21 protein-coding genes are annotated in these 25845 nt (G+C 70.7%); 15 read left to right on the plus strand and 6 right to left on the minus strand.

Going from position 1 to position 25845, the window contains the following annotated elements; genetic code table 11:
- Nucleotides 1–69 precede the first annotated feature (69 nt).
- The 3 genes from HNR01_RS09125 (at nucleotide 70) to HNR01_RS09135 (ending at nucleotide 2914) form a co-directional block, all read left to right on the plus strand.
- Nucleotides 70–1293, plus strand: a complete 1224-nt coding sequence (locus tag HNR01_RS09125) for an ATPase (RefSeq protein WP_183667485.1) — start codon at nucleotides 70–72, stop codon at nucleotides 1291–1293.
- Nucleotides 1294–1317: 24 nt separating this feature from the next.
- Entirely contained in the window at nucleotides 1318–1971 is a 654-nt protein-coding gene (locus HNR01_RS09130) for a glycoside hydrolase family 25 domain-containing protein (RefSeq protein ID WP_017483468.1), read from the plus strand.
- A 91-nt stretch (nucleotides 1972–2062) separates the two neighbouring features.
- Nucleotides 2063–2914 carry an AAA family ATPase gene (locus tag HNR01_RS09135; protein WP_017483469.1) on the plus strand — a complete coding sequence of 284 codons (852 nt, stop codon included), beginning with the start codon at nucleotides 2063–2065 and terminating at the stop codon, nucleotides 2912–2914.
- Between the two features lie 20 nt (nucleotides 2915–2934).
- Here HNR01_RS09135 and HNR01_RS09140 read toward each other — a convergent pair whose 3' ends face one another.
- On the minus strand, nucleotides 2935–3915 hold the full coding sequence (locus tag HNR01_RS09140) for a catalase family peroxidase (protein ID WP_183667486.1): 981 nt from the start codon (nucleotides 3913–3915) through the stop codon (nucleotides 2935–2937).
- Nucleotides 3916–4118: 203 nt separating this feature from the next.
- Here HNR01_RS09140 and HNR01_RS09145 point away from each other — a divergent pair, with 203 nt between their 5' ends.
- The 5 genes from HNR01_RS09145 (at nucleotide 4119) to HNR01_RS09165 (ending at nucleotide 13389) form a co-directional block, all read left to right on the plus strand.
- Nucleotides 4119–5099 carry an aldo/keto reductase gene (locus tag HNR01_RS09145; protein ID WP_183667487.1) on the plus strand — a complete coding sequence of 327 codons (981 nt, stop codon included), beginning with the start codon at nucleotides 4119–4121 and terminating at the stop codon, nucleotides 5097–5099.
- Nucleotides 5099–5626 carry a SixA phosphatase family protein gene (locus HNR01_RS09150; RefSeq protein WP_183667488.1) on the plus strand — a complete coding sequence of 176 codons (528 nt, stop codon included), beginning with the start codon at nucleotides 5099–5101 and terminating at the stop codon, nucleotides 5624–5626. The genes HNR01_RS09145 and HNR01_RS09150 overlap by 1 nt, the downstream gene beginning before the upstream one ends.
- A gap of 93 nt (nucleotides 5627–5719) precedes the next feature.
- Nucleotides 5720–6994 carry a hypothetical protein gene (locus HNR01_RS09155; protein ID WP_183667489.1) on the plus strand — a complete coding sequence of 425 codons (1275 nt, stop codon included), beginning with the start codon at nucleotides 5720–5722 and terminating at the stop codon, nucleotides 6992–6994.
- Nucleotides 6995–7345: 351 nt separating this feature from the next.
- Complete coding sequence (locus HNR01_RS09160; protein ID WP_183667490.1) at nucleotides 7346–10825, plus strand: non-ribosomal peptide synthetase; 3480 nt, start codon at nucleotides 7346–7348, stop codon at nucleotides 10823–10825.
- Nucleotides 10826–10836: 11 nt separating this feature from the next.
- On the plus strand, nucleotides 10837–13389 hold the full coding sequence (locus HNR01_RS09165; protein ID WP_183667491.1) for a condensation domain-containing protein: 2553 nt from the start codon (nucleotides 10837–10839) through the stop codon (nucleotides 13387–13389).
- A gap of 51 nt (nucleotides 13390–13440) precedes the next feature.
- Here HNR01_RS09165 and HNR01_RS09170 read toward each other — a convergent pair whose 3' ends face one another.
- The 5 genes from HNR01_RS09170 to HNR01_RS09190 are packed head-to-tail and all read right to left on the minus strand — an operon-like array spanning nucleotide 13441 to nucleotide 18748.
- Entirely contained in the window at nucleotides 13441–14613 is a 1173-nt protein-coding gene (locus HNR01_RS09170; RefSeq protein ID WP_183667492.1) for a glycosyltransferase, read from the minus strand.
- An 11-nt stretch (nucleotides 14614–14624) separates the two neighbouring features.
- Complete coding sequence (locus HNR01_RS09175) at nucleotides 14625–15500, minus strand: WecB/TagA/CpsF family glycosyltransferase (RefSeq protein ID WP_026105373.1); 876 nt, start codon at nucleotides 15498–15500, stop codon at nucleotides 14625–14627.
- Complete coding sequence (gene fcl, locus HNR01_RS09180) at nucleotides 15493–16431, minus strand: GDP-L-fucose synthase (protein ID WP_183667493.1); 939 nt, start codon at nucleotides 16429–16431, stop codon at nucleotides 15493–15495. Before fcl ends, HNR01_RS09175 begins: the two co-directional genes overlap by 8 nt.
- An 11-nt stretch (nucleotides 16432–16442) precedes the next feature.
- A complete protein-coding gene (locus HNR01_RS09185) occupies nucleotides 16443–17414 on the minus strand; it encodes an NAD-dependent epimerase/dehydratase family protein (RefSeq protein ID WP_153873158.1) in 972 nt (323 codons plus the stop codon).
- Nucleotides 17411–18748 (minus strand): nucleotide sugar dehydrogenase, encoded by a 1338-nt coding sequence (locus HNR01_RS09190; RefSeq protein ID WP_183667494.1) that lies wholly within the window; start codon nucleotides 18746–18748, stop codon nucleotides 17411–17413. Before HNR01_RS09190 ends, HNR01_RS09185 begins: the two co-directional genes overlap by 4 nt.
- 452 nt (nucleotides 18749–19200) lie before the next feature.
- Between HNR01_RS09190 and HNR01_RS09195 the strand changes: the two genes are divergently transcribed.
- The 7 genes from HNR01_RS09195 (at nucleotide 19201) to mnhG (ending at nucleotide 25777) form a co-directional block, all read left to right on the plus strand.
- The gene (locus tag HNR01_RS09195) at nucleotides 19201–19410 is read left to right on the plus strand and encodes a hypothetical protein (RefSeq protein WP_246417445.1); all 210 of its coding nucleotides are present in this window, start codon (nucleotides 19201–19203) and stop codon (nucleotides 19408–19410) included.
- A gap of 315 nt (nucleotides 19411–19725) precedes the next feature.
- Entirely contained in the window at nucleotides 19726–22653 is a 2928-nt protein-coding gene (locus HNR01_RS09200) for a monovalent cation/H+ antiporter subunit A (RefSeq protein ID WP_183667495.1), read from the plus strand.
- Nucleotides 22653–23021 (plus strand): Na+/H+ antiporter subunit C, encoded by a 369-nt coding sequence (locus tag HNR01_RS09205; RefSeq protein ID WP_017483483.1) that lies wholly within the window; start codon nucleotides 22653–22655, stop codon nucleotides 23019–23021. The genes HNR01_RS09200 and HNR01_RS09205 overlap by 1 nt, the downstream gene beginning before the upstream one ends.
- Nucleotides 23018–24673, plus strand: a complete 1656-nt coding sequence (locus tag HNR01_RS09210; RefSeq protein WP_183667496.1) for a monovalent cation/H+ antiporter subunit D — start codon at nucleotides 23018–23020, stop codon at nucleotides 24671–24673. Before HNR01_RS09205 ends, HNR01_RS09210 begins: the two co-directional genes overlap by 4 nt.
- A complete protein-coding gene (locus HNR01_RS09215; RefSeq protein ID WP_017483485.1) occupies nucleotides 24670–25158 on the plus strand; it encodes a Na+/H+ antiporter subunit E in 489 nt (162 codons plus the stop codon). Before HNR01_RS09210 ends, HNR01_RS09215 begins: the two co-directional genes overlap by 4 nt.
- On the plus strand, nucleotides 25155–25439 hold the full coding sequence (locus tag HNR01_RS09220) for a K+/H+ antiporter subunit F (protein WP_017483486.1): 285 nt from the start codon (nucleotides 25155–25157) through the stop codon (nucleotides 25437–25439). Before HNR01_RS09215 ends, HNR01_RS09220 begins: the two co-directional genes overlap by 4 nt.
- Entirely contained in the window at nucleotides 25436–25777 is a 342-nt protein-coding gene (gene mnhG / locus HNR01_RS09225; protein ID WP_017483487.1) for a monovalent cation/H(+) antiporter subunit G, read from the plus strand. The genes HNR01_RS09220 and mnhG overlap by 4 nt, the downstream gene beginning before the upstream one ends.
- Nucleotides 25778–25845: the final 68 nt, after the last annotated feature.

The raw sequence follows: 25845 nt of genomic DNA on the forward strand, positions 1-25845 counted from the left end.
TCGGGTAACGCGATGTTAGGAGGTGGCGGGTCCGCCGCCTCCGGAGGCCCGCAGCAGTCCAAGAAGCGCATGAATTTCTTCCGCAGACAGCCTCCGATCCGGGACGTGCAGCGCGAGCGGCGCGAGTGGGTGCTCGACCAGCAGCGCTGGAAGCACCAGCGCGACGTCGAGCGCGGGTACCGCATCAAGTGGGGCTACGTCGCCATCGCCTATCTGGTCGAGTTCATGGTGATCGGCGCCTCGCTCGCCGGCGCATGGCTGTTCGCGGGCTATTACAGCGACGGCGACGACCGGGCCTTCTACTTCATGCTGCTCGCGCCGCTGGTCTACGCCGCGGTGGAGCTGTGCCGCGTGCCGCTCGGCATCCTGGCGCGCACGCAGCGCTCGTGGTTCGTCAAGGGCCTGGCCATCATCGGCATCATCTTCGCTGCGGGTGTGACCACAAAGTCGGTGTCGCAGCTCGGCGAGATGATGTTCCATCCCCGCCTGATGGACGCCGCCAAGGCCAAGACCGCGCTCAAGGACGCCCAGGCCGACCGCGACAGCATCGACACCCGCATCGCCGCGGCCAATGCCCGGGTCGAGCAGTACACGAACGAGCTGGAGCAGATCGAGCGCCGCTCGGCCGAGAATTCCTCGCAGCTCGCCGGCCTTCCCGCGCAGCGCTGTGAGCGGGTCTACGGCACCAACAGCCGGGGTGTGCGCTACTCGAACCTGAAATGCGTCACCGACCCACGCACCGCGACCCTCAACGCCGCGGTGGCCAAGGCCGGCACCGACCGCAGCGCCATCGTCAAGGAGCTTGAGGAGGCGCGCAAGGCGCGCGGGCTCCTCGACCGCGGCGCCGCCGACCGCAAGGTCGCCGATGCCGAGCAGGCCTACCGCAACTCGGTCAACCGCTCGCAGCTCCACTCCTTCACCGCCATGGTCTACGGGGTCGATCCGATCGACGTGAGCGACGCGCAGGTCCACGCCTTCCTGCGCATCTTCGTGTTCGTGCCGGCGCTCTGCGCCGCCTTCGCCTCGACGATCCTGGCGCTCTCCGCCGTCTCGGTGCGCAAGACCTTCATGGACGAGGACGATCTCGGCGCCGCGGTGAACCCGGAAGCGACGCCCTATCTGCTCGCGTCCATCGCCGAGGGCGTGCGTCAGGAGATGGCGCTGGCCCAGCCGAGACCGCTCGCGCGCGACGCTTCAGTGATCCCGCTGGAGCGGCGGACCGCGCCGGTGGTGCCGCCGCCCCCGCCCCCCGCCAACACCTCCGGCACCGCCCCGACCGGCGTGACCGCGTAAGCTTTTCAAGTCGAGCGCCCGGCCATGAGCATCCACACCGAGGGCACGCACGAGAACATCGTGCTCGCACAGCACGTCAACGGCCGCCTGCGGGCGGAGGCGCGGATGCACTTCGCCCGCGCCTTCCTGCTGCGGGCGATCGGGGCGGGCGCCTTCTCGGCGCTGGCCGGGATCGGCATCGGCGCGGCCTGCTACGGCTACGCCTACATGAACCAGTTCGACTCGGCGGCGGAGAAGATCGCCAGCGCGATGCAGACGGCGCTCGCCGACGTGACGCTCAAGACCAAGGGCGAAGTCACGCTGACCGACAACACCCTGAAGCTCGAAGGCCTGCCAACGCAGAAGGCCAACGCCGTGCCCACGCCGACTAAGGCGCAGCTCGGTGCCGACGCCGCACCGGCCTCGCAGGCGCCGGTGAACACGACCTTCACGGTGTTCAAGCAAGTGCCCTATCTCGACGGGCAGATCGTCACCGGCTGGAACTTCAAGGCCAACGAGGAGCGGCCGTTCCAGCAATATTGCTACTTCTCCCGCCGCTCGAATGAGACGAAGGGGCAAGTCGAGATCAAGATCGACCTCGCCATGGACGGCAAGACCCTGCCCCAGCCGCAGAAATCGGACGTGAATCTCGGGATCCTCGCCACCAACTGCGTGTGGCACGACGGGAAGACACTGTAGAGGGGGACGCCTCGAACCGGCTGTCGGACCGGTTGCCGATCTGCTTCGCGCCGGGTTACTGCGGGCTCTTCCCCTCCCCACGCGAGGCCCCATGCGCTTCACCGGAACCGAGTCCTACGTCGCGCCTCCCGATCTCACCACGGCGGTCAACGCCGCGATCGTGCTGGAGCGCCCACTCTTGGTGAAGGGCGAGCCCGGCACCGGCAAGACGGTGCTGGCCGAAGAGATCGCCCGGGGTCTGGGCGCGCCTCTGCTGACCTGGAACATCAAGTCCACGACCAAGGCGCAGCAGGGCCTCTACGAGTACGACGCGGTCTCGCGCCTGCGCGACTCGCAGCTCGGCGACCCACGGGTCTCGGACATCGCCAACTACATCCGCCGCGGCAAGCTGTGGGAGGCGTTCACCGCGCCGCAACGGCCGGTGCTGCTGATCGACGAGATCGATAAGGCCGACATCGAGTTTCCCAACGACCTGCTGACCGAACTCGACCGGATGGAGTTCCACGTCTACGAGACCGGCGAGACGATCCGGGCGGAAAACCGCCCCATCGTCATCATCACCTCGAACAACGAGAAGGAGCTGCCGGACGCCTTCCTGCGCCGCTGCTTCTTTCACTACATCAAGTTTCCCGACGCCGAGACGCTGCAGCGCATCGTCGAGGTGCATTATCCGGGCATCAAGCATCGCCTCGTCGAGGAGGCACTGCGGGTGTTCCTCGAAACCCGCGAGGTGCCGGGCCTCAAGAAGAAGCCTTCGACCTCGGAACTGCTCGATTGGCTCAAGCTCCTCGTCTCCGAGGACGTCGCGCCCGAGACCCTGCGCGAGCGCGACGGCCGCAAGCTGATCCCGCCGCTGCACGGGGCGCTCCTCAAGAACGAGCAGGACGTCGGCCTGTTCGAGAAGCTCGCCTTCATGATGCGCCGGGAGGGCAGGGGCGGCTGAGCCACCCCTTTCGGTACCCCTCAGTTCGCCCGGCGGGAGAGCGACACGGCGTAGGCCGGCGAGCGGACCGCGAATATCGGGTCGTCGGCCGGGCCGGCGATCCCCTCCGGCAGCTCCGCCACCGGGTCGAAGGTCCGCGCGTCGCAGGTGGCATCCGGCTCGATCGCCGTGATCGCGAGGGTGCCGAGCATCTCGGTCTTCCGCTGCTCCTCCGGCCACTGGACGGTCGCATCGTTCGTCGGATCGCCCGGCTCGGCCAGGATCGCGACGAGGTCGAACCGGGCCGGCCCGCGGCCCAGGCGCTCCTTCAGCTCGTCGGCGTAGAAGCTGTCAGGCTTGGCCTTCAGTTCGTCGTCACCGAGACCGGCCTTATCGGCGGCCACGAATTTGAGCCTTGCCGTCTTGGTCTCACCCTTCGCGTTGGTGAGCGTGTAGGCGTGGACGCTCCAGTAATCGACGCCTGCGAAGCTCGCCGGCACCGGCCGTGCGTTGAGCCAAGCCGCCTGCCGCGTCGTCTCCGGATTCGCTGCCACGAACGCCTTGACCTTCTCGGCATCCGGCTTGCCGTCCGGCCCCGGCTTGCGGGCTTGGAGAGAGGCGAGGAGTTGCTCGGGTGTGCGCGTCGAGAAGACCGGTGCGGAGATCAGCACGAACACCATGTCGCCGGCAGGATCGTTCATCCGCATGGCGAAGCCGCGGGTGACGGGCTTGGCCTTGTCGGAGACCTTCGGGTTGCTCCCACCCATGGAGAAGCGGGCCGTCACCGGCGCTGGCTTCTGAAATTGGGGTGCCTTCGAGAGGGCGGCGGCGCCGGGTGCGGGAGTGAATTCGCCCTTGAGGCAGACGCCCTTGGCGCCGCTGGCGCGCACGCCCGTATGGTTGCCGCCGGCAGCGAACATCCCGGCGACGATGGCGGCGGGATCGGCCTCCTCGGCAATGGCCGGGCCGAGGAGACAGCCGATGGCAGCGGTGCAACCGAGGAGCATGCGAAGCCGGATCATGGGACACTCTCTCGGTTTAGAATCGCGACAAGCAGTACGCCCCTCTTCATGAGTTGCGCGCAATCTTTTTGCAAGCAAGATGCCCGTCACGGTGCCGTCATTCGTTGATCGATCTCCGATGGTGCGAACCGCGCGATCCTGCGGTGACGATCGGCGGCAACGCCCCATGTAAGGGCGCGTCGTCCTCCCGCGTGATGCACTCCATGCAGACAAAAAAACTCGGCCGCACCGGTCTCGACATCTCGCCTCTCTGCCTCGGCTGCATGACCTACGGCGTGCCGGAGCGGGGACCGCATCCGTGGACGATGCGGGAGGAGGAGAGCCGGCCGCTGATCAAGCGGGCGCTCGATCTCGGGATCAACTTCTTCGACACCGCGAACTACTATTCCGACGGCACCTCGGAGGAGATCGTCGGCGGCGCGCTCAAGGACTATGCCGACCGCGACAGCATCGTGCTCGCGACCAAGGTGTACTACCCGCTGAAGCATCAGCCCAATGCCGGCGGCCTCTCGCGCAAGGCGATCTTTTCCGCGATCGATGCTTCGCTCAAGCGCCTCGGCACCGATTACGTCGATCTCTACCAGATCCACCGCTGGGACTACGCCACACCGATCGAGGTGACGCTGGAGGCGCTCCACGACGTCGTGAAGGCGGGTAAGGTCCGGTATATCGGCGCCTCCTCGATGTTCGCGTGGCAGTTCTCGAAGGCGCTCTACACCGCCGACCTGAACGGCTGGACGCGGTTTTCGACCATGCAGAACCATCTCAACCTTCTCCACCGCGAGGAGGAGCGCGAGATGATTCCGCTCTGCGCCGACCAGGACATCCCGCTCCTGCCCTGGAGCCCGCTCGCCCGCGGGCGGCTCACCCGCGATTTCTACGCCGGGAGCGCCCGCCAGGAGAGCGATCTCGTCGGAAGAAATCTCTACGACGCCACGCTCGAGGCCGACCGCAAGGTGGTCGAGGCGGTCGCCGAGGTGGCGGAGAACCGCGGTGTGCCGCGGGCGCAGGTCGCGCTCGCCTGGGTGATCCGGAAGCCGGGCGTCGCGGCGCCGATCATCGGCGCCTCGAAGCCGGGGCATCTCGACGACGCGGCGGCGGCCCTCGACCTGAAGCTGACGTCGGACGAGATCGCGCGGCTCGAAGCCCCCTATGTTCCTCACGCCGTGGTCGGATTCCAGTGATGCGCCGCCTTCTGCTCCTGCGCCACGCCAAATCCGCCTACCCGCAGGGCGTGGGCGACATCGACCGCCCGCTCAATGCCCGCGGGCGCGAGGCCGCGCCGCTGATGGGCGCCTATATCGCCCGCGAGTCGCTGACGCCCGACCATGTCATGGTCTCGCCGGCCCGCCGCACGCAGGAAACCTGGGAGGCGGTGCGGGCGGAGTGGCCCGAGACGCCGATGGAGACGGTGCCCTCGATCTACGAGGCGCCAGCCGGGCGCATCCTCGACGCGATCCGCTCCGCCCCGGCCGAGGCGCGAAGCCTGCTCGTGATCGGCCACAATCCCGGCCTCGGCGATCTCGCTCTGCGGCTCGCGGGGGAGGGGCCGAAGGAGCTGCGAAACGACCTTCGCGACAAATTCCCGACGGCAGCGCTCGCCGTGCTGGAATTCGAGGCGCAGGGCTGGGAGCCGATCGCTGCGGGCGCCGGGCGTCTCGTGCGATTCGTGCGCCCGCGCCAGCTCGCGGCGGAGATGGACGACGATTGACGGGTTTCGGGAGGGGGCCATCGAACCCTTCACCGCCTCGCGCCGTTCCCTGACGAGAACAGCCGAGCTGACACCGCGTGAGGGAAGACGGGCGTGCTCCTCGAAACGCTCCTTGCCGTGACGATCCTGGTGCCGCGGATCGAGCCTGCGATCGACGCCGCGTGGGCCCGCCTGCCGGCTCTTCCGCAGGCCGCGGAGGCTGAGCCCGCGCCGGCTCCGAGCTTCAGCCAAGTGGCACGGGCCGTCTCCAACTGGCGGGAACAGGCGGGCGAGAACCTCGCGCCGGGCACACTCGCCTTCGTCGTCCGCCACGCGGCGACCGAGCCGAGCTTCGTCGCCCGCTGCGTGCGGCTCAACAATTACTGGTGCATCAAGCAGGCGCGCTGGTCCGGCGAACTCGGCGGCGACGCGGAGGGCCATACCGGCTTCGCCACCGCCGCCGACGGGGCGGATGCGGCGGTCCAGCTCCTTCGCCGCTACCAGCGCGATTTCGGGCGGCGCTCGGCGCTCGCGATCGTGCGCCGCTGGGCGCCCTCAGAATGCGGTGTGCCCCGCCCGGTCGTGGCGGCGAGCGCGGCGGCCGGGTCGTCCGGCGCAGCGTCCAAGCGGCCGGCCCGGCGGACGCCGGTGGCCGCGGTCTCGAAAACGATCGCGCCGCAGGGCATCGGCGGTACGTTGCGCGCCCGGTTCCTCGCCCGGCACGGACGGGGCGGCGTCGCGCGGGCGGCCCCCGTCGCCACGGGAGGCTTGCGGGTGCAGCCCTGGTCGGCCCGTGCGCGGCTCGCCGGGCATCCCGGACGCGCAGCCCGGGCCGTGGCGAGACCGGCCGTCCCCCTGCCCAAGCCGGCCGCCGATATCGCGACGGGCCTGACCGGGACGAGCGCCGGAAATGCCGCCGCGACGCCGAAGATTGCGCATATGGCGGCCCCGAAGGCGCCGACGCCGCCGGCCTCCGTAATCCGTTCGTCCGTCGCCGCCGGCGCGGCCGATCCCGCCGCCCTGCTGGCCCCCGACCGGCTGGCCGCGGAAGCGGCGGCGCTGCCCTCGATCGCGGCTTCGCTGCCGAAGGGCAGCCTGCTCGATCTGAGCCTGCCGGCTCCGGTCTGCGCCGGCGACGAGACGCGGATTCGCAACTACGCGGCGCGGATTGCCGGCAGCGTCGGCCTCAAGCCCGACGACGATCTCCGTCTCTTCCGCGACGACGGGCGCCCGACCGACAATCTCCTTCCCGTGATGCTGGCGATGTCTTCGGTCGAACTCGGCACCCTGCAGGCCTCGAAAGCCCTCGTCAGCGCGGCGATCGAGCGGTTGGAGGCGCGCCTCTCCGGCAGCGCCTCGTCACAGTCGCCAGCGAACTCGGCGCTGTAGGAACTTGCCGCAGCGAGCACCGGCCTGTCCCGGCGTGATGACGCGCGGATAGAGGAGAAGCACTACTCCCAACGAGGCAGATGATCGCCCTCTCCTCGCTGCTATGGTCGCGGCGACGTCTTCCGGGGGCTTGAATGAGACCGGCCGAGACAACGGCCGCCACACTCCTGGCGACGCGATGACGCTCCTGCTCACGATGCGACGGCAGGTGTGCCTCATCGGACGCCCGATCGCCGAGCGCCCGGCTGGAATCCGGCGGCGCGGCGGGCGTCCGGTCAGGGATGCCCGGCGGATCGAGTATCCGCCGCCCCGCCCGTCGCCGACGAGCCGCACGGCCAGACGAGGATCGGGATGTCCTGCATCGATGGCGAGGCTGTTTTCCAGGCGGTCGCAGCCCCGCGCACCGTGCCCGTTGCCGAGGAGGAGAGCCGACCGGCCGCGCCACCCGCAACGATGACGCCGCAGGAATTGCAGGAGGTCTTCCGGCACCAGCTCGATGCCGTGTGCCGGGTCGTGGAGGAGCAGCTTCGCACGCTCACCCGAACCTGCATGGCCGCGCGAGTGAACCTGTCCGGGCCGCGGGCATCGGTGGAACCGTCCCCGGCTCCGGCGCGGGCGGATTGCGAAAAGCCGCGGCCGCTCACCGACGGCGAGTCCGAGATCTGGCTGGCCGCACAATTCGGCGCCGAGGCCAACGCCGCGATGACCGAGATCGTCACCCTGCGGATTAACGGCCCCCTCGACGCGGAGCGCCTTCTGACCGCCCTGCGCGCCGTGCTCGGCCGGCACGGCGCCCTGCGCAGCCGCTTCTCCCCGAGCGGCGAAACGGTGCGGGTCGATCCCGCCGGGACCGTACCGGTGCGCTCCGCCGATCTCTCGTGCGAGGTGGAGCCGGAGGCCGCGCTCGCCACTGAGCTCCACGGGCTGGCCGGCCTGTCGTTCGATCCCGTCGCCGGCCCGGTGGCGCGGGCCGACCTTCTTCGCCTCGGCGAGCGGCGCCACGTCCTCGTTCTCTCGGCCCACCATATCGCCTGCGACGGCTGGTCCTTCGCGGTCCTGGCCGACGAGATCGCCCATGCCTATCGCGCCGGCCTGGATCAGCTGGCGCCGGTTCCCCAAGTCGATGGCGCCGTCGCCCCAAAGGCGGAGGCGGACCGGGCGCTGCGCTACTGGGCCGACCTCTATACCCGCCCGCCCGAGCCGCTCGACCTGCCGACCGACCGGGCGCGACCGAAGCTGCGCGGTTTTGTCGGCGACACCCGGAGCGCGGCCCTGCCGCCGACGCTGGTCGCCGCCGTGAGGGCACTCGCGGCGCGGCAGGGGCAGACCGTGACCGCCACGCTGCTCGCGGCCTTCCAGGTGCTGCTCGCGCGGCTCTCCAGCCAGGACGATCTCGTCGTCGGCGTGCCGGTGGCGGGGCAGCCGCGCTTGGGCGAGCCCGGGCTCGTCGGTCACCGTGCCGACCTCCTGCCGCTGCGGGCCCGGCTCGACCCCGCAGAGCCTTTCGCCGCCCATCTCGCCCGCACCGCCGCGGCCCTGGCCGAAGCGGGAGCCCATGCCGATTGCACGCTCGGTCGGCTGCTGCGTCATCTCGACCGGCCGCACGACCCCGCACGTCCGCCGCTGGCGCAGGTGCAGTTCAACCTCCAGCGCTGGCCCGAGGCCCTCGATTTCGGGGCTGAGCTGCGCGGCGTCTTGGCGCCGGCCCCAAAGCGATACTCGACCTTCGAGCTCACCGTCAGTCTCAGCGAGACGGCCGACGGGCTGACGCTCGACGCTACCTACAACCGCGCCCTGTTCGAGCCTGCCACGATCGAGCGCTGGATCGGCCACTACCTCACCCTTCTCGGGCATCTCGCCCGCGATCCGGCGCAGCCGATCGGACGGGCCCCGCTCCTCGATCCGGCCGAGCGGCAGACCATGCTCTCGGACTGGAACGCGACCGAGCGGGCTCACCCGCTCCATGTCGGGGCGATGCGCGCGTTCCGGCTTCATGCGCGGCGCACCCCCGACCGGATCGCGATCCGCTTCGGCGAGGAGACCGTCTCCTACGCCGCCCTCGACCGCTGGGCCGACCGCATCGCCGCCGCCTTGCTCGGGCGGTCCCTGCCCGAGGGCGCCCGCGTCGGCCTTCTCATGCGCCGCTCGCCCGGCCTGGTCGCGGCGATGCTGGGCGCGTTGCGCGCCGGCATCCCTTACGTCCCCCTCGACCCGGCCATGCCACCCGCCCGCCGCGCGGCAATCGTCGCGGATGCCGGGATCGGAGCGATGCTCACCCTCGCCGCCGACCGCACGCTCATGCCGGAGGGCGGTCCGCGCGTCATCGAGGTCGACCGGCTCGACGGACCGGCCCGCACCCGGTTTCCGCGCGTCCCGGCGGATCGCGCCGCCTACCTGATCTACACGTCGAGCACGACCGGCGCGCCGAAGGGCGTCGAGGTGCTCCATCGCGGCCTGTCGAACCTGCTGTTCTCGATGGCGCGGACACCGGGGCTCGGGCCCGAGGACCGCCTGCTCGCGGTGACGACGGTGACCTTCGACATCGCCGGGCTGGAATTGCTGCTGCCGCTGATCCGCGGCGCCCAGATCGTGCTGGCCTCCGCCGAGGAAGCGCGCGACGGACATGCGCTCCTCGCCTGCCTCGAAGCGAGCGAGGCCACCGTGCTCCAGGCGACGCCGATGACGTGGCGGCTCCTGCTCGAGGCGGGCTTCCGCTCCCGCCCCGGCTTCACGATGCTGTGCGGCGGCGAGGCTCTCCCACTCGATCTGGCCCGGCGCCTGACCGCGGGCGGGGGCACCTTGTGGAACCTCTACGGGCCGACCGAGACGACGATCTGGTCCTCGGCCGAGCGGGTCGATCCGGGCGCGGAGACGATCACGGTCGGGCGGCCGATCGACAACACGAGCCTGTTCATCCTCGACCCTCAGGGCGAGCCGGTGCCGGTCGGCGTCACGGGCGAGTTGCTGATCGGCGGCGTCGGGCTCGCCCGCGGCTATCTCGGGCGGCCAGACCTGACGCAGCGGAGCTTCATCGAAAGCCGCCTGCCGGAATGCGCCGGGGCGCGGCTCTACCGGACCGGCGACCGCGCCCGCTACCGGCCGGACGGACGCATCGAGATCCTGGGGCGGGCCGACCACCAGATCAAGCTGCGCGGCTACCGGATCGAGCCGGGCGAGATCGAGGCGGTGCTGCTGCGCCAGACCGGACTGCACGCCGTCGTGGTTTTGCGCGCCGACGCGGCAGGGGAGGATCGCCTCGTCTGCTACTTCGTCCGCGCCGAAGGCGAGGCGGCTCCGACCCTACGAACCCTGCGCGCCGCGCTCGCCCGCGAGCTTCCGGACTACATGATCCCCTCGCAATGGGTCCGGCTGCCGGAGCTGCCGCTGACGGCGAGCGGCAAGATCGACCGCAAGGCGCTGCCCGCCCCGGAGACCCAGCCCCACGGCCTTGCCGCCGAGCCGGCCCCCGCCGCGACACCGCTGCCGCTGAAGCCGGCGATGGTGCGCACGGCGGATGAGGGCTTGGAGGCGAGGCTGGCCGCGATCTGGCGGGACGTGCTCGGCCTGTCCGCGGTCGCGCGGGACGACGACGTGATCGCGCTCGGGGCGGATTCGCTGGCCGTGTTCCGCATCGTCGCACGGGCGCGGCGGGAGAACCTGCCGGTCGGGGCGAGCGACCTGTTCCAGGAACGCACCATCGCCCGGATCGCCGCGCTGCTGCACGGCCGCATGGAGGAGGGCGGGGACGCCTCGGCGCCCCGCGTGCCGATCGCCCCGATCCGGCGCCCGCGGCCGGCGGACACCGAGCGCGCCGCGGTCGGCCAGGGGTGAGGGCCGGCGGCATGCGGCATTTCACGCAGGAGACACCGGCGGTGCCGGGCGAAGCGCACGGCGGCGATGCCTTCACCGCCCGCTGTTCCCACAGCCAGACGCGGTTCTGGCTGCTCGACCAGCTGCGGCCGGGCGATCCGAGCCTGCACGTCGCCGCCCGTTGGCGCATCGCCGGACGCCTCGACGCCGAAACCCTCACCCGCGCCTTCCGCATCCTCATCGATCGGCACGAGGCCCTGCGTACCTCCATCGTCGGGGAGGGCGGCCGGCCGGTGCAGCGGATCGCCTCATCGGTGCCGCTGCCGTTCTCGGAAATCGACCTGTCCGGCCTGCCCGGCGACCGGCTGGGGGAAGCCCGGGCGATCGCCGATTCGGAGGCCCTGAAGCCGTTCGATCTGGCGCGGGCGCCGCTGCTCCGGGTGACGCTGCTGCGGCTCGGGCGCGGGGATTCCCTGCTGCTTGTCACCGCCCATCACAGCATTTGCGACGGCTGGTCGATGGTGGTGCTGGCGCGGGAGTTCGTGGCGATCTACGGCGCTCTGATCCGGGGGCAGACACCGGCTCCGGCGCCCCCGGCGCTGCACTATGCCGATTTCGCCGAATGGGAGATCGCGCCCGGGATCGCCGCAGCGGCGGAGCGGGACCTCGCCTTCTGGGCGCAGTCGCTGCGCGATCTGGCACCGTTCGAGCTGCCGCCGGACCATCCGCGCCGCCCGGGCCGGGAGCGGCGCTTCGCCGCCGAGACCCGCCGGCTTCCCACCGAACTCGGCGCCCGCATGGAGGCTTACGCACGGGAGCACGGCGTCACGCCCTTCGTCCTCGCCTGCACGATCCTGTTCGGTCTGCTGAACGCGCGCACCGGACGCGGCGACATCGCCATCGGCACACAGGTGCTCGGGCGCGACGAGGTCGAACTCGAAGGGGTCGTCGGCACCTTCGTGAACACGCTGGTCCTCCGGAGCGATCTGCGGACGGAGCAGAGCTTCGCCGACCGGCTCGCGGCGATGCGGCACACGATCCTCGACGCCTGCGACCATGCGCTCGCCCCGTTCGACCGGGTGGTGCAGGCCCTGGCGCCCTGCCGCGACGGATTGCGGCCGCCGCTGGTGTCGGTCAACATCCGGCTCCGCCCTGCGCCCGGACCGACGCGGCCGGCGCTCGCGTCGGCCGAAGGATCGGCCCCGATCCGCCTCGTCGATCTCGACTATGCCGCCAGCGGCAGCTTCTTCGACCTCGATCTCGAGCTGGCGCCGACCGAGGCGGGCTGGAGCTTGGTCTGCGAATACGACGCCGGCCTCTACGAGGCCGCCACCGTGGCCGCCCTGCTCGCGGATTTCGAGCGCTCCGCCTACGCGGCGGTCGGCGCCCGCCTCCCCAATCCGGCGCCGTTCGCGGGCGAGGCCTCGGGCGGAGCGGCTGGCCCCCCACCCCTGGACGCATCACCGGATCGTCCGATGGACGCAGCCAACGACGCGCCCGACCGCCCCGAAACCCTGGCCGAGCCCGACGGCGGATCCGACGCGCTCCTAATCAAAGTGCGGGCGATCTGGCGCGAGATGCTGGGCCGCCCGGATCTCTCCGACGACGACGATTTCTTCGCCTCGGGCGGCCACTCTCTGCTGGCGGCCCGCCTCGTCGCCCGGATCGAGGCGGCGACGGGCCGATCGGTTCCGCTCTGGTCCTTCTTCGAGGCGGGCACGGTGGCGCGGCTCTGCGCCCTGCTCGCGGGCGAGGCCACGGCGGGCGTACGGCACCGCTCGCTTCAGGAGGTACCGAGGGCAGCGGATCGGCCCGGCTTCACCGCGATTCATCACGCCGCCGCCGACCACGAACTCTACCGGCCGCTGGCCGAGGCCCTCGGCGCCGATCAGCCCTTCGCGACCCTGCAGCTCGAGAGCCGGCTTCCTCCGCAGGAGGAGACGCTGGAGCGGCTCGCGGGCGCCTATCGCGACGCCATCGATGCCGCCCAGCCGCGAGGACCGATCCGCCTCGTCGGCTTCTGCCGCTCCGGCGTCCTCGCCTTCGAGATCGCCCGTCAGTTCGCGGAACGGGGCCGTGACGTCGCGCTCGTCGTCCTCATCGATTGCTGGGAGCCCGGCTACTTCCGCCGTCTTGCGCCGCACGAGCGTGTCCGGGCCGCCTCCGCCTACCGGCGCGGACGGTTCGCCGCGCTCCTCCGCCATCTGCGCCGCGACGGGGCCGCCTACCTCGTCTCGCGGACGCATCTCCGGCTCCGCTCGAGCCGGGCTTGGCGGCGAATGCGGCGCATCCTGCATCGCGCGGGGTTCGCCTCTCCGAACCCCGAGGAGACGTTCTGGCAGCTGACCGACGATCTCGACGCGCTGGCCCTGGCCTATGAGCCGCGTCCTCATCCCGGGCCGGTCCTTGTCGTGCGCAGCGAGAGCATCCCCGTCGGCCCGGCGCTCGACCCGATGCTGGGCTGGCGCGCCTTCGCCGAGAACGGCGAATCCGTCAGCGTCCCCGGCTTCGGCCACGAAGGCGCCTTCTCCGCGGCCGGATGCCGGGTGATGGCCGCCAAGATCAGCCTCATGGCCTGTCGGTGAACCCGGTCGTCGAGCGATCTCCTGACCGATCCGGCTGAGCGCTCCGGGACGTCACGCGCTCACGCGCCGGTCCCGCTGACGCGCGGCGAGCGCCTTCCGGTAGATCGTCAGCAGCGCGGCGGTCGTCGCCTCTTCGGTCCAATCGCGCAGATAGGCGGCGCGGGCGGCCGCACCCATCCGTCGGGCCTCCTCCGGCCGTCCGCGCAGCCGCTCGATGGCTTCGGCAAGGGCGGCGGGATCGCCCGGCGCCACCAGGAGGCCGGTGACGCCGTCCTCGACCAGATGGGCCAGGGCACCGATCCGCGAGGCGATGACCGGCGTGCCCGCCGCAAAGGCCTCGGCCACGACCATCGGCAGCCCCTCGTACCAGAGGGAGGGCACGACGAGGGCGGCGGCCCGCCCGATCCGCGTCCGCATCGCCCCGCGGGGCAGGGCACCGAGGAGGGTCAGCCCCGGTGCCCCCTCCAGCCTTTCCCGCAGCGGCCCCTCGCCGGCGACATCGACCGGTGCGGCGAGCCGCGCGGCGGCCTGTTTCAAGATCTCGACGCCTTTCTCGGGGCTGAGGCGGCCGGCGAACAGGATGCCGTCGCGCGGCCCGGCGTCGGGCTGCCCCGGATCGGGCAGGCCGTTCGGTTTCACGAAGATGCGGTGCGCCGGGAGCCCCGCCGCGACGAAGCGGCCGCGGGCGAACTCGGTCAGCGCGACGAAGGCGTCGACGTCCCGCGTCCAGGTGCCGGTGCGGCGGTGCCGGTCGATCATCCGCGCCACGGCGAGGGTGCCCAGCCGCGAGCCGCGATAGCAGCCGTGACGAACGGCGGCGTAGGAGGAACCGGTGAGGCAGGTCTCGCAGGGAGCGCCGTCGCGCATCAGCATCGCGCCGGCGCAGGCGAGGCGGAAATTGTGCAGCGTCTGCACCGTGACCGGCCCCAGCGCCCGGACCGCCCCGTGCACGGCCGGCGAGATGAGGGGGAAGGTGTTGTGGGCATGGACCACGTCCGGCCGGAACCGCCGCACCGCCTCGACGACGCGGGCAATCCCGCGGGGGGCGTGCGGTGCCTCGAAGGCCGTGCGCAGGCGGTCGATCGCGGTGCGGATGTCGTCGTTGTGGAAGGCCAGCGTCTCGACCGTGCAGCCGGCCTCGGCGAGGGCCGCGGCCTCGTGCTCCACCACCGCGTCCTCGCCGCCCCGGATCTGGTAGTGATTGTGAACGATGAGGACGCGCAACGCTCCGCTCCTCAAGACCGGCGCGGCTCGGGCTGCCGCGCCATCTTCCAGAGGAAGACCGGCGCCATCACGAGGTAGCGCCGCCACAGCCGCCGGGGCTCGCTGAGGAGCCGGTGCAGCCATTCGAGGGCCAGCACCTGCATGATCTTCGGCGCGCGCTTCACCGCCCCGGAATGGAAATCGAAGGCGGCCCCGACGCCGATCAGCACCATGCCCGGAAGCCGGTCGAGATGGTCGTTCATCCAGATGTCCTGCTTCGGCGTCGACATGCCGACCCAGACGATATGCGGCTCGGCCGCCTTGATCGCCTCGGTGAGCCGCGCGTCGAGGTCGGGCGCGACGGCACCGAAGGGCGGACAGGCGAGCCCGCAGACCTGCGTGCCGGGATACTTGCGGGCAAAATTGGCCGCGACCTGCTCGGCCACGCCCTCCTTGCCGCCGTAGAGATAGTGGCGGATGCCGGTGTTCTGGGTTGCCGCGAACATCTCCTCCATCAGCGAGGGGCCAGGCACCCGGCCGGTGCCGTGCGCGCGGAAGAACCGGCTGATGATGGTCAGCGGCGCGCCGTCCGGGGTGATCATGCTGGCCCGCTCGTGGGCCGCCCTCAGGTCGGGCTGGTCCTGGGCGCACATGATGCCGTGCACGTCGCGCACGCAGACCATGCTGGTGCGCCGCGCCCGCGCCCAGCCGCTCAGGGTGCGGACGGCGAACGGCATGTCGATGACGCTGACCGGCACGCCGAGGATGCGGGTCGCCGGCAGGCGATGCGCCGCCCCGTCCGCAGGCACGAAGTGGGGATCGCTCCGGTTGATCCGAAGCGCGTAGGGCTCCGACGTCGGAACGGAAGCGGCCCCGCTCATGCGCAGGCTTCCCTCGATCTCAGGCATCGGCCACATGCTCCCGGAACCACGCGTAGGTCGCCGCGATGCCCTCCCGCAGCGGGACTTTCGGTGCCCAGCCGAGGCCGCGCAGCCGGTCCGCCGACATCAGTTTGCGCGGCGTGCCGTCGGGCTTCGTCGGATCGCGCACGATCTCGCCCCCGAAGCCGACGACGTCGCAGACGAGGCGGGTGAGATCGTAGATCGGGATGTCCTCGCCCGAGCCGACATTGACGTGCTCGGCCTGCGAGTAGTGCTTCATCAGGTGGACGCAGGCATCGGCGCAGTCATCGACGTGCAGGAACTCGCGGCGCGGCGAGCCGGTGCCCCAGATCACCATCTCCTTGGCGCCGCCGCGCTTGGCCTCGTGCGCCTTGCGGATCAGGGCCGGCAGGACGTGACTGGAATTGAGGTCGAAATTGTCGCCCGGCCCGTAGAGGTTGGTCGGCATAGCCGAGATGAAGTCGCGGCCGTGCTGCTGGCGATAGGCCTGGGCCAGCTTGATCCCAGCGATCTTGGCGACCGCGTACCACTCGTTGGTCGGCTCCAGCGGCCCCGTGAGCAGGCTCGCCTCGACGATCGGCTGCTCGGCGAATTTCGGGTAGATGCAGCTCGAACCGAGGAACAGCAGCTTGTCGACATCCGCGCGGAACGCCGCCTCGATGACGTTAGCCTCGATCATCAGATTTTCGTAGAGGAAGTCGGCCGGATAGGTCGCGTTGGCGAGAATTCCGCCGACCTTCGCCGCCGCCAGGAACACTGCGTCCGGCCGGCGGTCCCGCATCCAGGCCCGCACGGCGGCCTGATCGCACAGATCGAGTTCCGCGCGGGTGGCGGTGAGGATCTCGCAATCCTCGCTCTCCAGGCGCCGGACCAGGGCGCTGCCGACGAGGCCGCGATGTCCGGCCACGAAGACGGTCTTGCCCGCCAAGCTCTCCATCGGGTCGGCCCTCACAGAAGCGGGTTGGAATCGGTCGGCGCCGGGTGCTCGCGGTACCACGCGACCGTGCGCTCGATGCCCTGGACCAGGGAGACGGAGGGGGCGTAGCCGATCGCCCGCATCTTGCCGATGTCGGGGCAGCGGCGCGGCGTCGCCCCGGCGGCGGCCGGCCCGGCGACGAGATCGACGCGGGTGCCGAGCGCTTCCGCCGTGATCCGGGCGAGATCGCGGATCGCAACCTCCTCCATCGAACCGATGTGGTAGACGTTCATGCTCTCGCCGTCGCGCCACATCCGGACGATGCCGTCCACCACGTCGCTGACGTAGCAGAAGGCCCTCGTCTCGCTGCCGTCGCCCTGAAGGGTGATCGTGCCGCCGTCGCCGGCCGCCACGATCTTCTCGATCAGCTGCGGCACCACGTGCTTCCAGCCCATGTCGGGCCCGTAGACGTTGTGCGGCCGGAAGACCTGAATCTTGCGCAGCTTGTCGCGGCCGTAATTGAAGGCGATCAGCTCCGAGATCAGCTTCGAGCCCCCGTAGGAGTAGCGCGGATTGAGCGAGTCGGGGATCACCATCTCGATGTCCTCGTTCGTCGGCACCACGCGCGGGGTCTGGTAAACCTCGGCCGAGGAGGCGACGACGAGATCCGGCACGCCGGCCTCGATGCAGGCCTCGGTGACGGCCAGTGCGCCGCGCACGCCGACATCGAGCACGAGCTGCGGCTGCGTGTAGAAGTTCTCGGTGCCGTTGACGGCGGCCAGGTGGAAGACGCACTCGACGCCCCGGAGCGCCTCGACCAGCGCCTCCCGGTCACGCACGTCGAGCGTCACCCGCTCGATCGCCCCCTTCGCGCCGGCCAGGCGCGAGGCCTGTCCGCGGATGTAGTTGTCGATCGCGACGACCGCGTGCCCCTCGGCCAGGAGCGCGCGGGTGAGGTGGGCGCCGATGAATCCGCCCGCCCCGGTGACAGCCAGCCTGCTCATTGAAATCTACCTACGAGGTTGCCCACGGTGACGTAGCGATTCTCCAGAACCTCCGCCGGCATCTCGCTGAGGTTGTTCCAGTAATCGTAGACGAAGGCATCGTGCGACATCGTCGCGATGATCTTTTCCAGATCGATCTTCGAATATTCCGGATGGTTGTTGGCGATCACCAGCACGTCGGCACCCTCGCAGGCCGCCGCCAGCGTGTCGTAGGGGGTCAGCCCCGACGAGATCGCCCGGATATGGTCCATCGGCACCACGCCGTCGTAGACGCGGATCTCCGAGAACTGTTCGGTTCCCATCATCTCGCGGATGACATGGAGCGACATCGACCCGCGCAGGTCGTCGGTCTCCGGACGGCCCTTGAAGGCGAGGCCGGCAACCACCGCCTTGAACGGTCCGGGGCGGCGCGCCCGCAGACGATCGACGAGGCTTCCCACCGTCTCGGCCGGCTGGCGCTCGTTGACGAGGCGCGAGGCCGCGGTGATCTCGAGATTCACCCCCTTGCCCGAGACCGAGGAGAGCAGGATGTGCGGGTCCTTCTCCAGGCAGGGGCCGCCGACGAGGCCCGGGGCGGCGACGTTGGTGCGCGCATAGCCGAGCTTGCCGTAGCGGATCACGTCGTTGGCGTTGATGCCGAGCGCGTCGCAGGCCCGCGCCACCTCGTTGGCGAAGGCGAAATGCACGTCGCGGGAGGTGTTGTCGACGAGCTTGATCATCTCGGCCGTCTCCGGGCTCGCGACCCGGACGATGGTGTGGGTCAGGCGGCTGAACAGGGCGGCGGCGGCATCGGACGCGTCCGGCGTCTCGCCGCCGATGATCTGCGGCAGGTTGATGAGCTCGCGCATGGCGTCGCCCTCGAGCGTGCGTTCGGGACACATCGCGAGGTGATAGGCGACCCCCGTCCGGTCGAGGATCGGCTTGACCACGCCCGTCGTGGTCCCGATCCGCACCGTCGAGCGCAGGATTACCGTCGCCCCCTCGGTGAAGTGCTCGGCGACCTCGCGGGTCGCCTCCTCGATCATGTCGAGGCGCGGCTCGTGCGAGCCGGGATAGAGCGGGGTACCGACGGTGATGATGTAGTACGCCGCCCGCGGCACATCCCGCGTCGTCGTGCTGGCGACGAAACGGCCTTTCTTCACCACGTCGGCGAGGGCCGCCTTGAGCCCCACTTCGGCGAAGTGCGGGACCCCGGCATTGGTCTTCTCGACGACGTCCGGCCGCTTCTCGATGCCGTAGACCTGAACGCCGCGACGCGCCAGGGCGACGGACAGGGTCAGGCCGACGTAACCGAGACCGATGATGACGACGTTCGGAGCTTTTCTCGCGTCCATGTTGGGTCCCGTCTGCAAGATCTTCGAAATTCCGACCTGACCTGAAATCCGGCGCCGGGCGGACCGAGCGTCATCCTCCATCCCCGGACGACCGAAACAGCCGACGACGGTGTCACGCCGTTTCAGCAAGGTGCGTGCCCCTCAAAATTCGTATCAAACCGGGATCAACGGTCCATTTTCGGACATTTCGACCGCGCCACCGGGAGATTTCGGGACTTCGAACGGTAAAAGACCGGCCTTCGTCTGACTGAGTATTTGCTGATCGACGGCCGGTGCGCGCAGACGGTCGCGCCCGCCAGCGCCCTTCCCGCCTCCTGCGCGCGGCCCATAGCCTCAGTCGTTTCCCGCCCGGCGGAGGCAACGCAACGCACCGCGCCTCGTTCGTCCTCCCGGAGAGGGCGGAGCGCGCCGGGCGCCGCCGCCTATGGAGGGACACGCGGATGCCGGTTCGGATGACTCAGGAAACGCAGGACGCGATCGACGGCCGGCGGCAGGTGGTGGTGCGGGTCCATTTCGGCCCCCCGGACGACGGGCGCGACGTGGTCGAGGTCGCGGCGACCGTTCGTGTGCCCGCCATCGAATCGGAGGCGCAGACCGAGGCCGCCGCGCGGCAGATGGCGCGGCGGGCGCTCGAGCAGGCGCTGTCGGCCTTCCCACTCTAGGGTCGAGGCGAGGGCCGGTACCGCGCCGCGCACGCGGGCAGATGTCTGGCCGGAAGCGGAAGAGAGAGGGAGGAGGGGGTGCGATCATCGGCACCGCGGGTCCCGGATGCGCTGACCGGCGACGTGTGGATTCTCACGCCGCGCAACCACCGGAGCGATTTCGCCATTTCTCGTGCTTCACTTGCGGTCGGACCTTCGGGCATGCCTTAAGTGCGAGCACGAGCGCCGCGCCCGCCAGGGCGAGAGGCCTCGCTCGCACGCGCCGCCCCTCCTCGCCACACAGGCCGCTCCCGAGCCTGCATCTCGCCCGGGTTGATGTCGTCCAACGCCCTTCTCGCCGCCGCCGCGATCCTACCCTTCGCAGGCTCCGTGCTCGCGGGCGCCCTGCCGAGCCGGGCCCGTACCCCCGCCGCCGTCCTCGCCGGGCTCGTGACGCTCGCCAGCCTCGGCTGCATCCTCGCGCTCACGCCGCAGCTGTCCGGCGGCAACACCGTCGTCCATGCGGTCGAGTGGCTGCCGAGCCTCGGCGTCAACCTCGTGCTGCGGCTCGACGGCCTCGCCTGGCTGTTCTGTGTTCTGGTGCTCGCCATCGGCGCGCTGGTGGTGCTCTATGCGCGCTACTACATGGCCGCCGCCGACCCGGTGCCGCGGCTCTACTCCTACTTCCTCGCCTTCGTCGGCGCGATGCTCGGCATCGTGCTGTCCGGCAATCTGATCCAGCTCGTCCTGTTCTGGGAATTGACGAGCATCGTCTCGTTCCTGCTGATCGGCTACTGGTACGACAACGCCGCCGCGCGTGACGGCGCGCGGATGTCGCTCACCATCACCGCCGCGGGCGGCCTGTGCCTACTCGTCGGCACGATCCTGATCGGGCGCATCGTCGGCAGCTACGACCTCGACGCGGTGCTGGCCTCCGGCGACACCATCCGCAACAGCCCGCTCTATCTGCCGGCCCTGGTGCTGGTGCTCATGGGCGCGCTCACCAAGTCGGCCCAATTCCCGTTCCACATCTGGCTGCCGCGCGCCATGGCGGCGCCGACGCCGATCAGCGCCTACCTTCACTCGGCTACGATGGTGAAGGCCGGCATCTTCCTGATGATCCGCCTGTGGCCGGTGCTCTCGGGCACCGAGCAATGGTACTGGATCGTCGGCAGCGCCGGCATGGCAACCCTGCTGGTCGGCTCGTGGAGCGCGATCTTCCAGCACGACCTGAAGGGCTTGCTCGCCTACTCGACCATCAGCCATCTCGGGCTGATCACGCTGTTGCTCGGCCTCAACTCGCCGCTCGCCGTCGTCGCCGCGATCTTCCACACGGTGAACCATGCCACCTTCAAGGCGTCGCTGTTCATGGCGGTGGGCATCATCGACCACGAGACGGGGACGCGCGACATGCGCCGCCTCTCCGGCCTGTGGCGGGCGATGCCCTATACCGGCACCCTCGCCATGGTCGCCGCCGCGGCGATGGCCGGCGTGCCGCTGCTCAACGGCTTCCTCTCCAAGGAGATGTTCCTGTCCGAGGCGGTCGACAACATGGGCGACCACCCGATCCACATCGCCCTGCCGGTTCTGGCGACGCTCGCCAGCGCCTTCACCATGCTCTACTCGCTGCGGTTCATCCGCCAGACCTTCTTCGGCCCGCCGCCGCACGATCTGCCGGAGACGCCGCACGAGCCGGTGCGCTGGATGCGCATCCCGATCGAGCTTCTGGTCCTCACCTGCGTCGCCATCGGCCTCGTCCCGAACCTGACCATCGGTCCGGCTCTCGGGCGCGCGGTCGCCGCCGTGTTCGGCGCGGACGCCCCGACCTACAGCCTGGCGATCTGGCACGGCTTCAACCTGCCGCTGGTGCTCAGCATGATCGCGCTCGGCGGCGGCGTGCTGCTCTATGTCCTGTTCGGCAAGCGCATCGACACCAATCCCCGCGGCGGTCCCTGGCTGATGGACCGGCTCGATGGCGGCTGGCTGTTCGAGCGGTCGATGACCGGCCTGACCAGGGGCGCGCGTGCCCTCGAACTCTGGTTCGGTGCCGAGCGGCTCCAGCCGCAGCTGCGCATCCTGTTCCTCGCCGCCCTGCTCGCCGCGCTGGCGGCGGGCGTCGCCCGCGGGCTCGACCTGTTCGCGCCGGGCCGGCTGACGCCCTTCGATCCCGCCTTCGCCCTGATGTGGATCGTCGGCGCCGCCTGCGCGGTCGGCGCGGCGGAGCGGGCGAAGTATCATCGCCTCTCGGCCACCATCTTCGTCGGCGGGGCGGGGCTGGTCAGCAGCCTGACCTTCCTCTGGCTCTCGGCGCCGGATCTCGCGGTGACGCAGATCCTCGTCGAGATCGTCACCACGGTCATGCTGCTGCTGGGCCTGCGCTGGCTGCCCAAGCGCGACGCGGCGATCCCCGCTCCGCCCTCGGAGCGGGCGCGTGCGCGCCGCCGCCGCATCATCGACTTGTGCATCGCCGCCTTCGCCGGCCTCGGACTCGCCGGACTCGCCTACGCGGTGATGACCCGTCCGGCCGGCGACGGCATCGCCCGCTGGTTCGTCGAGGAGGCCTATCCGCAGGCCGGCGGACGCAACGTCGTCAACGTGCTGCTGGTCGATTTCCGCGCCTTCGACACGCTGGGCGAGATCTCGGTGCTCGGCATCGTCGGGCTCACGGTGTTCGCCCTGCTGCGCCGTTTCCGCCCGGCGCCGGACAGCCTGGAGCGGCCGAAGCAGCAGCACAGTCACGACGCCTACGACCGCGCCCGCGAGGGCCGCAAGCCCGGCGACACCGCCGCCGACGCGCTGCTCGTGCCGCGGGTGGTGATGACGTGGCTGTTCCCCTTCATCATCCTCCTGTCGCTGCACCTGTTCCTGCGCGGGCACGACCTGCCCGGCGGCGGCTTCGCCGCCGGCATCGCGCTCACCATCGCCTTCATCCTGCAATACATGGCCTGCGGCGCGCAGTGGGTGGAGGAGCGCCTGCGGATCCAGCCGATCGCGTGGATCGGCCTCGGCCTGCTGATCGCGGCGGGGGCCGGCGCGGCCTCGTGGCTGTTCGGGCGGCCCTTCCTCACCGCCTACTTCGCCTATTGGGAGCTGCCTCTGCTCGGGAAGGTGCCGGCGGCGAGCGCCCTGGTGTTCGATCTCGGGATCATGGTGCTGGTGGTGGGTGCGAGCGCCCTGATGCTGGTGGCACTCGCCCATCAATCCCTGCGCCGTACGCGCAGCGCGGAGGCGGAAGCCGAGCCGGCAGCCGAGGAGACGGCGTAATGGAGATCGTGCTGTCGGCGGGCATCGGCATCCTGGCCGCCTCCGGCGTGTGGCTGATGCTGCGCCCGCGCACCTTCCAGGTGGCACTCGGGCTGTCGCTGCTGAGCTACGCCGTCAACCTGTTCATCTTCGCCATGGGCCGGCTCACCGTCGGCGCCCCGCCGGTGCTCAAGACCGGGCCGGAGACCGTCTCGGTCGACGATCCGGTGCCGCAGGCACTGGTGCTCACGGCGCTGGTCATCAGCTTCGCGCTCACCGCCCTGTTCCTCGTCGTGCTGCTCGCCGCCCGCGGCGTGACCGGCAACGATCACGTCGACGGCCGCGAACCGCACCATGCCGAGCCGACGCCGGAGAAACCGCACCCATGACCGCGCCCCTCCTGAGCGGACCCGGCGCGGTCCTGTGGTCCGACCACCTCATCGTCCTGCCGATCGTGCTGCCGATCGCGGTCGCCGGCGCGATGTTCCTGATGGACGAGCGGCGGCATCGCCTGAAGGCGGCGCTCAGCCTCGCCACCGTGCTGGCGATGCTCGCCGCCGCCCTCGTCCTCGTCGCCCGCGTCACCCAGGCGCCGGAGGTCTACCGCCTCGGCGACTGGGCCGCGCCCTACGGCATCGTGCTGGTGGCCGACCGGCTCTCGGCGATGATGCTGGCGCTGGCGGGCGTGCTGGGGCTGTCCGCCCTGGTCTTCTCCTTCGCCCGCTGGAGCCGGGCGGGGCCGCGCTTCCACGGCCTGTTCCTGCTGCTCCTGATGGGGGTGAACGGCGCCTTCCTCACCGGCGACGTGTTCAACCTGTTCGTGTTCTTCGAGGTGATGCTGGCGGCCTCCTACGGGCTCGTGCTGCACGGCTCGGGCGAGACGCGCATCCGCGCCGGCCTCGGCTACATCGCCGTGAACCTCGTCGCCTCGCTGTTCTTCCTCGTCGGCGTCAGCCTGATCTACGGCACGATGGGCACGCTCAACATGGCCGACCTCGCCCGGCGCCTGGCGAGCCCGCCGGCCGAGGCGGCGCTGTTCGAGGTCGGCTGCGCCGTGCTCGGCGTCGCCTTCCTCATCAAGTGCAGCGCCTGGCCCCTCGGCTTCTGGCTGCCGACCACTTACGCCGCCGCGACCGCCCCGGCGGCGGCGGTCCTGGCGATCCTCAGCAAGGTCGGCGTCTACGTGGTGATCCGCCTGAGCCTGCTCCTGTTCGGGGCCGGCACCTCGGAAGGGTTCGGCCAGACCTGGATCCTCGTCACCGGGCTCGCGACGATCGCCTTCGGCACGGTCGGCATCCTGGCCGCGCGCGAACTGACGCGAGCGGCGGGCTACGCGGTGATGATCTCCTCGGGCACCGTGCTCGCGGCGCTCGGCACCGGCAGCGCCGGGGCGCTCTCGGGCGCGCTCTACTACCTCGTCGGCTCGACCTTCGCCGCCGCGGCGCTGTTCCTGCTGGCCGAGATCCTTCAGCGCGGCCGTGACCCGGCGGATGCGACACAGCCCGTCTTCGCCGACGAGTACCGCGACCCGTTCGACGATGCCGGCACCACCGAGATCGGCCGGGCGATTCCCGCCACCGTGGCGATCCTCGGCAGCGGCTTCCTGCTCTGCACGCTGATGCTCGCCGGCATTCCGCCGCTCGCCGGCTTCGTCGGCAAGCTGGCGATGTTCTCGGGCCTCGCCTCCGGCACCATGACCGCTCCGGCCTGGTGGCTGATCGCCGTGCTCACGCTGTCGAGCCTCGGAACCCTGATCCCCCTGGTCCGGCTCGGCATCTTCAGCCTCTGGGTGCCCCACGACGACCCGCCTCCGGTTCTGCGCTCGCCGGAATTCGCGAGCCTGACCGTTCTGCTCGCGGCCTGCGTGGCGCTCGCCCTCTGGGCCGGGCCGGCATTGGCCTTTACCGAGGCCACGGTGCGCTGGCTGTCGCAGCCGCAGGACTATGTCCGCGCCGTGCTCGACGCGGGTGCGGGCAAAGGTGCCACCAGCAAGGGTTCCGACAGAGGCGCGGCACGAAGCACGGCGGGAGCGGCCTCGTGAGCACCTTGCTGCCCCACCCCTTCCTCTCCGCCGGCCTCACCCTGATGTGGCTGGTGCTGAACGCGCCGCCGAGCCCGGGCAGCATCGTGCTCGCGCTCCTGATCGGGCTGATCGTGCCCGCGGTGATGCGGGCGCTGCGCCCCGCACCGGTCCGGGTGCGTCGCCCCGGTCTCGCCGTGCGGCTGCTGTTCACCGTCCTCTACGACATGCTGCGCTCCAACCTCGACGTGGCCGCGATCATCCTCGGCCTCCGCCGCGGCGAACGGCGCACGGGCTTCGTCTCGATCCCCCTCGACATGACGTCGTCGTTCGGCCTGTCGTTGCTGTCGATCATCCTGACCGCCACGCCCGGCACCCTCTGGGTCCAGTACGATTCCCATACCGGGCGTCTGCTGATGCACCTGATCGACAGCACCGACAGCGCGGGCTGGGTCCGCCGCGTCAAGGACCGCTACGAGCGCCCCCTGATGGAGATCTTCGCGTGAGCGCCTCCACCGTCCTCGACTGGGGCCTCGGCCTCGCCCAAGGCATGCTGGTGCTGGCGATGGCGCTCGCCGCGTGGCGGATGCTGCGCGGCCCCCGCGCCCAGGACCGCATCCTCGGCCTCGACACGCTCTACCTCAACGGCATGCTGGCCATCGTCGTCCACGGCATGCGCACCGGCAGCGGGCTCTATTTCGAGGCGGCGCTGATCCTCGGCATGATCGGCTTCACGGCCACCGTGGCGCTGGCCAAGTTCCTGATGCAGGGCGAGGTGATCCAGTGAACGGCCCCGACCTGCCCGCCTGGGCGGCGTGGATCGTGGTGGTGCTGGCGCTCGGCGGCGCCGGCTTCTCGCTGACCGGGGCGCTGGGGCTGATCCGCCTGAAGACCTTCTACGAGCGCGTCCACGCTCCGACGCTCGGGGCCACGCTGGGCGCCTTCCTGATCCTGGCCGGCTCGATGCTGCTGCTGTCGTTGGTTGAGGGCCACATCGTCCTGCGCGACGCGCTGATCGGCCTGTTCATCACCCTCACGACGCCGGTGACGATGCTGCTGCTCGCCCGCGCCGCCGCCCACCGCGACCGCACCGAGAAGAACCCGGGCGCGCCGCCGGAGCCGTAAGGCTGCGAAAGGCGGGCGGCGAGCCTCGGCCCGGCAAACGGTTGCACCGCGGGCAAACTCGAGCAGCC

Source organism: Methylorubrum rhodesianum (genome assembly GCF_014199985.1).
Taxonomy (GTDB): Bacteria; Pseudomonadota; Alphaproteobacteria; order Rhizobiales; family Beijerinckiaceae; genus Methylobacterium; species Methylobacterium rhodesianum.

Excerpts from the sequence above, each read along its gene's own strand:
- HNR01_RS09125 (WP_183667485.1), top strand. The coding sequence starts at position 70 with ATGAATTTCTTCCGCAGACAGCCTCCGATCCGGGACGTGCAGCGCGAG.
- HNR01_RS09130 (WP_017483468.1), top strand. The coding sequence starts at position 1,318 with ATGAGCATCCACACCGAGGGCACGCACGAGAACATCGTGCTCGCACAG.
- HNR01_RS09135 (WP_017483469.1), top strand. The coding sequence starts at position 2,063 with ATGCGCTTCACCGGAACCGAGTCCTACGTCGCGCCTCCCGATCTCACC.
- HNR01_RS09140 (WP_183667486.1), bottom strand. The coding sequence starts at position 3,915 with ATGATCCGGCTTCGCATGCTCCTCGGTTGCACCGCTGCCATCGGCTGT.
- HNR01_RS09145 (WP_183667487.1), top strand. The coding sequence starts at position 4,119 with ATGCAGACAAAAAAACTCGGCCGCACCGGTCTCGACATCTCGCCTCTC.
- HNR01_RS09150 (WP_183667488.1), top strand. The coding sequence starts at position 5,099 with ATGCGCCGCCTTCTGCTCCTGCGCCACGCCAAATCCGCCTACCCGCAG.
- HNR01_RS09160 (WP_183667490.1), top strand. The coding sequence starts at position 7,346 with ATGTCCTGCATCGATGGCGAGGCTGTTTTCCAGGCGGTCGCAGCCCCG.
- HNR01_RS09165 (WP_183667491.1), top strand. The coding sequence starts at position 10,837 with ATGCGGCATTTCACGCAGGAGACACCGGCGGTGCCGGGCGAAGCGCAC.
- HNR01_RS09175 (WP_026105373.1), bottom strand. The coding sequence starts at position 15,500 with ATGCCTGAGATCGAGGGAAGCCTGCGCATGAGCGGGGCCGCTTCCGTT.
- fcl (WP_183667493.1), bottom strand. The coding sequence starts at position 16,431 with ATGGAGAGCTTGGCGGGCAAGACCGTCTTCGTGGCCGGACATCGCGGC.
- HNR01_RS09185 (WP_153873158.1), bottom strand. The coding sequence starts at position 17,414 with ATGAGCAGGCTGGCTGTCACCGGGGCGGGCGGATTCATCGGCGCCCAC.
- HNR01_RS09190 (WP_183667494.1), bottom strand. The coding sequence starts at position 18,748 with ATGGACGCGAGAAAAGCTCCGAACGTCGTCATCATCGGTCTCGGTTAC.
- HNR01_RS09195 (WP_246417445.1), top strand. The coding sequence starts at position 19,201 with ATGACTCAGGAAACGCAGGACGCGATCGACGGCCGGCGGCAGGTGGTG.
- HNR01_RS09200 (WP_183667495.1), top strand. The coding sequence starts at position 19,726 with ATGTCGTCCAACGCCCTTCTCGCCGCCGCCGCGATCCTACCCTTCGCA.
- HNR01_RS09205 (WP_017483483.1), top strand. The coding sequence starts at position 22,653 with ATGGAGATCGTGCTGTCGGCGGGCATCGGCATCCTGGCCGCCTCCGGC.
- HNR01_RS09210 (WP_183667496.1), top strand. The coding sequence starts at position 23,018 with ATGACCGCGCCCCTCCTGAGCGGACCCGGCGCGGTCCTGTGGTCCGAC.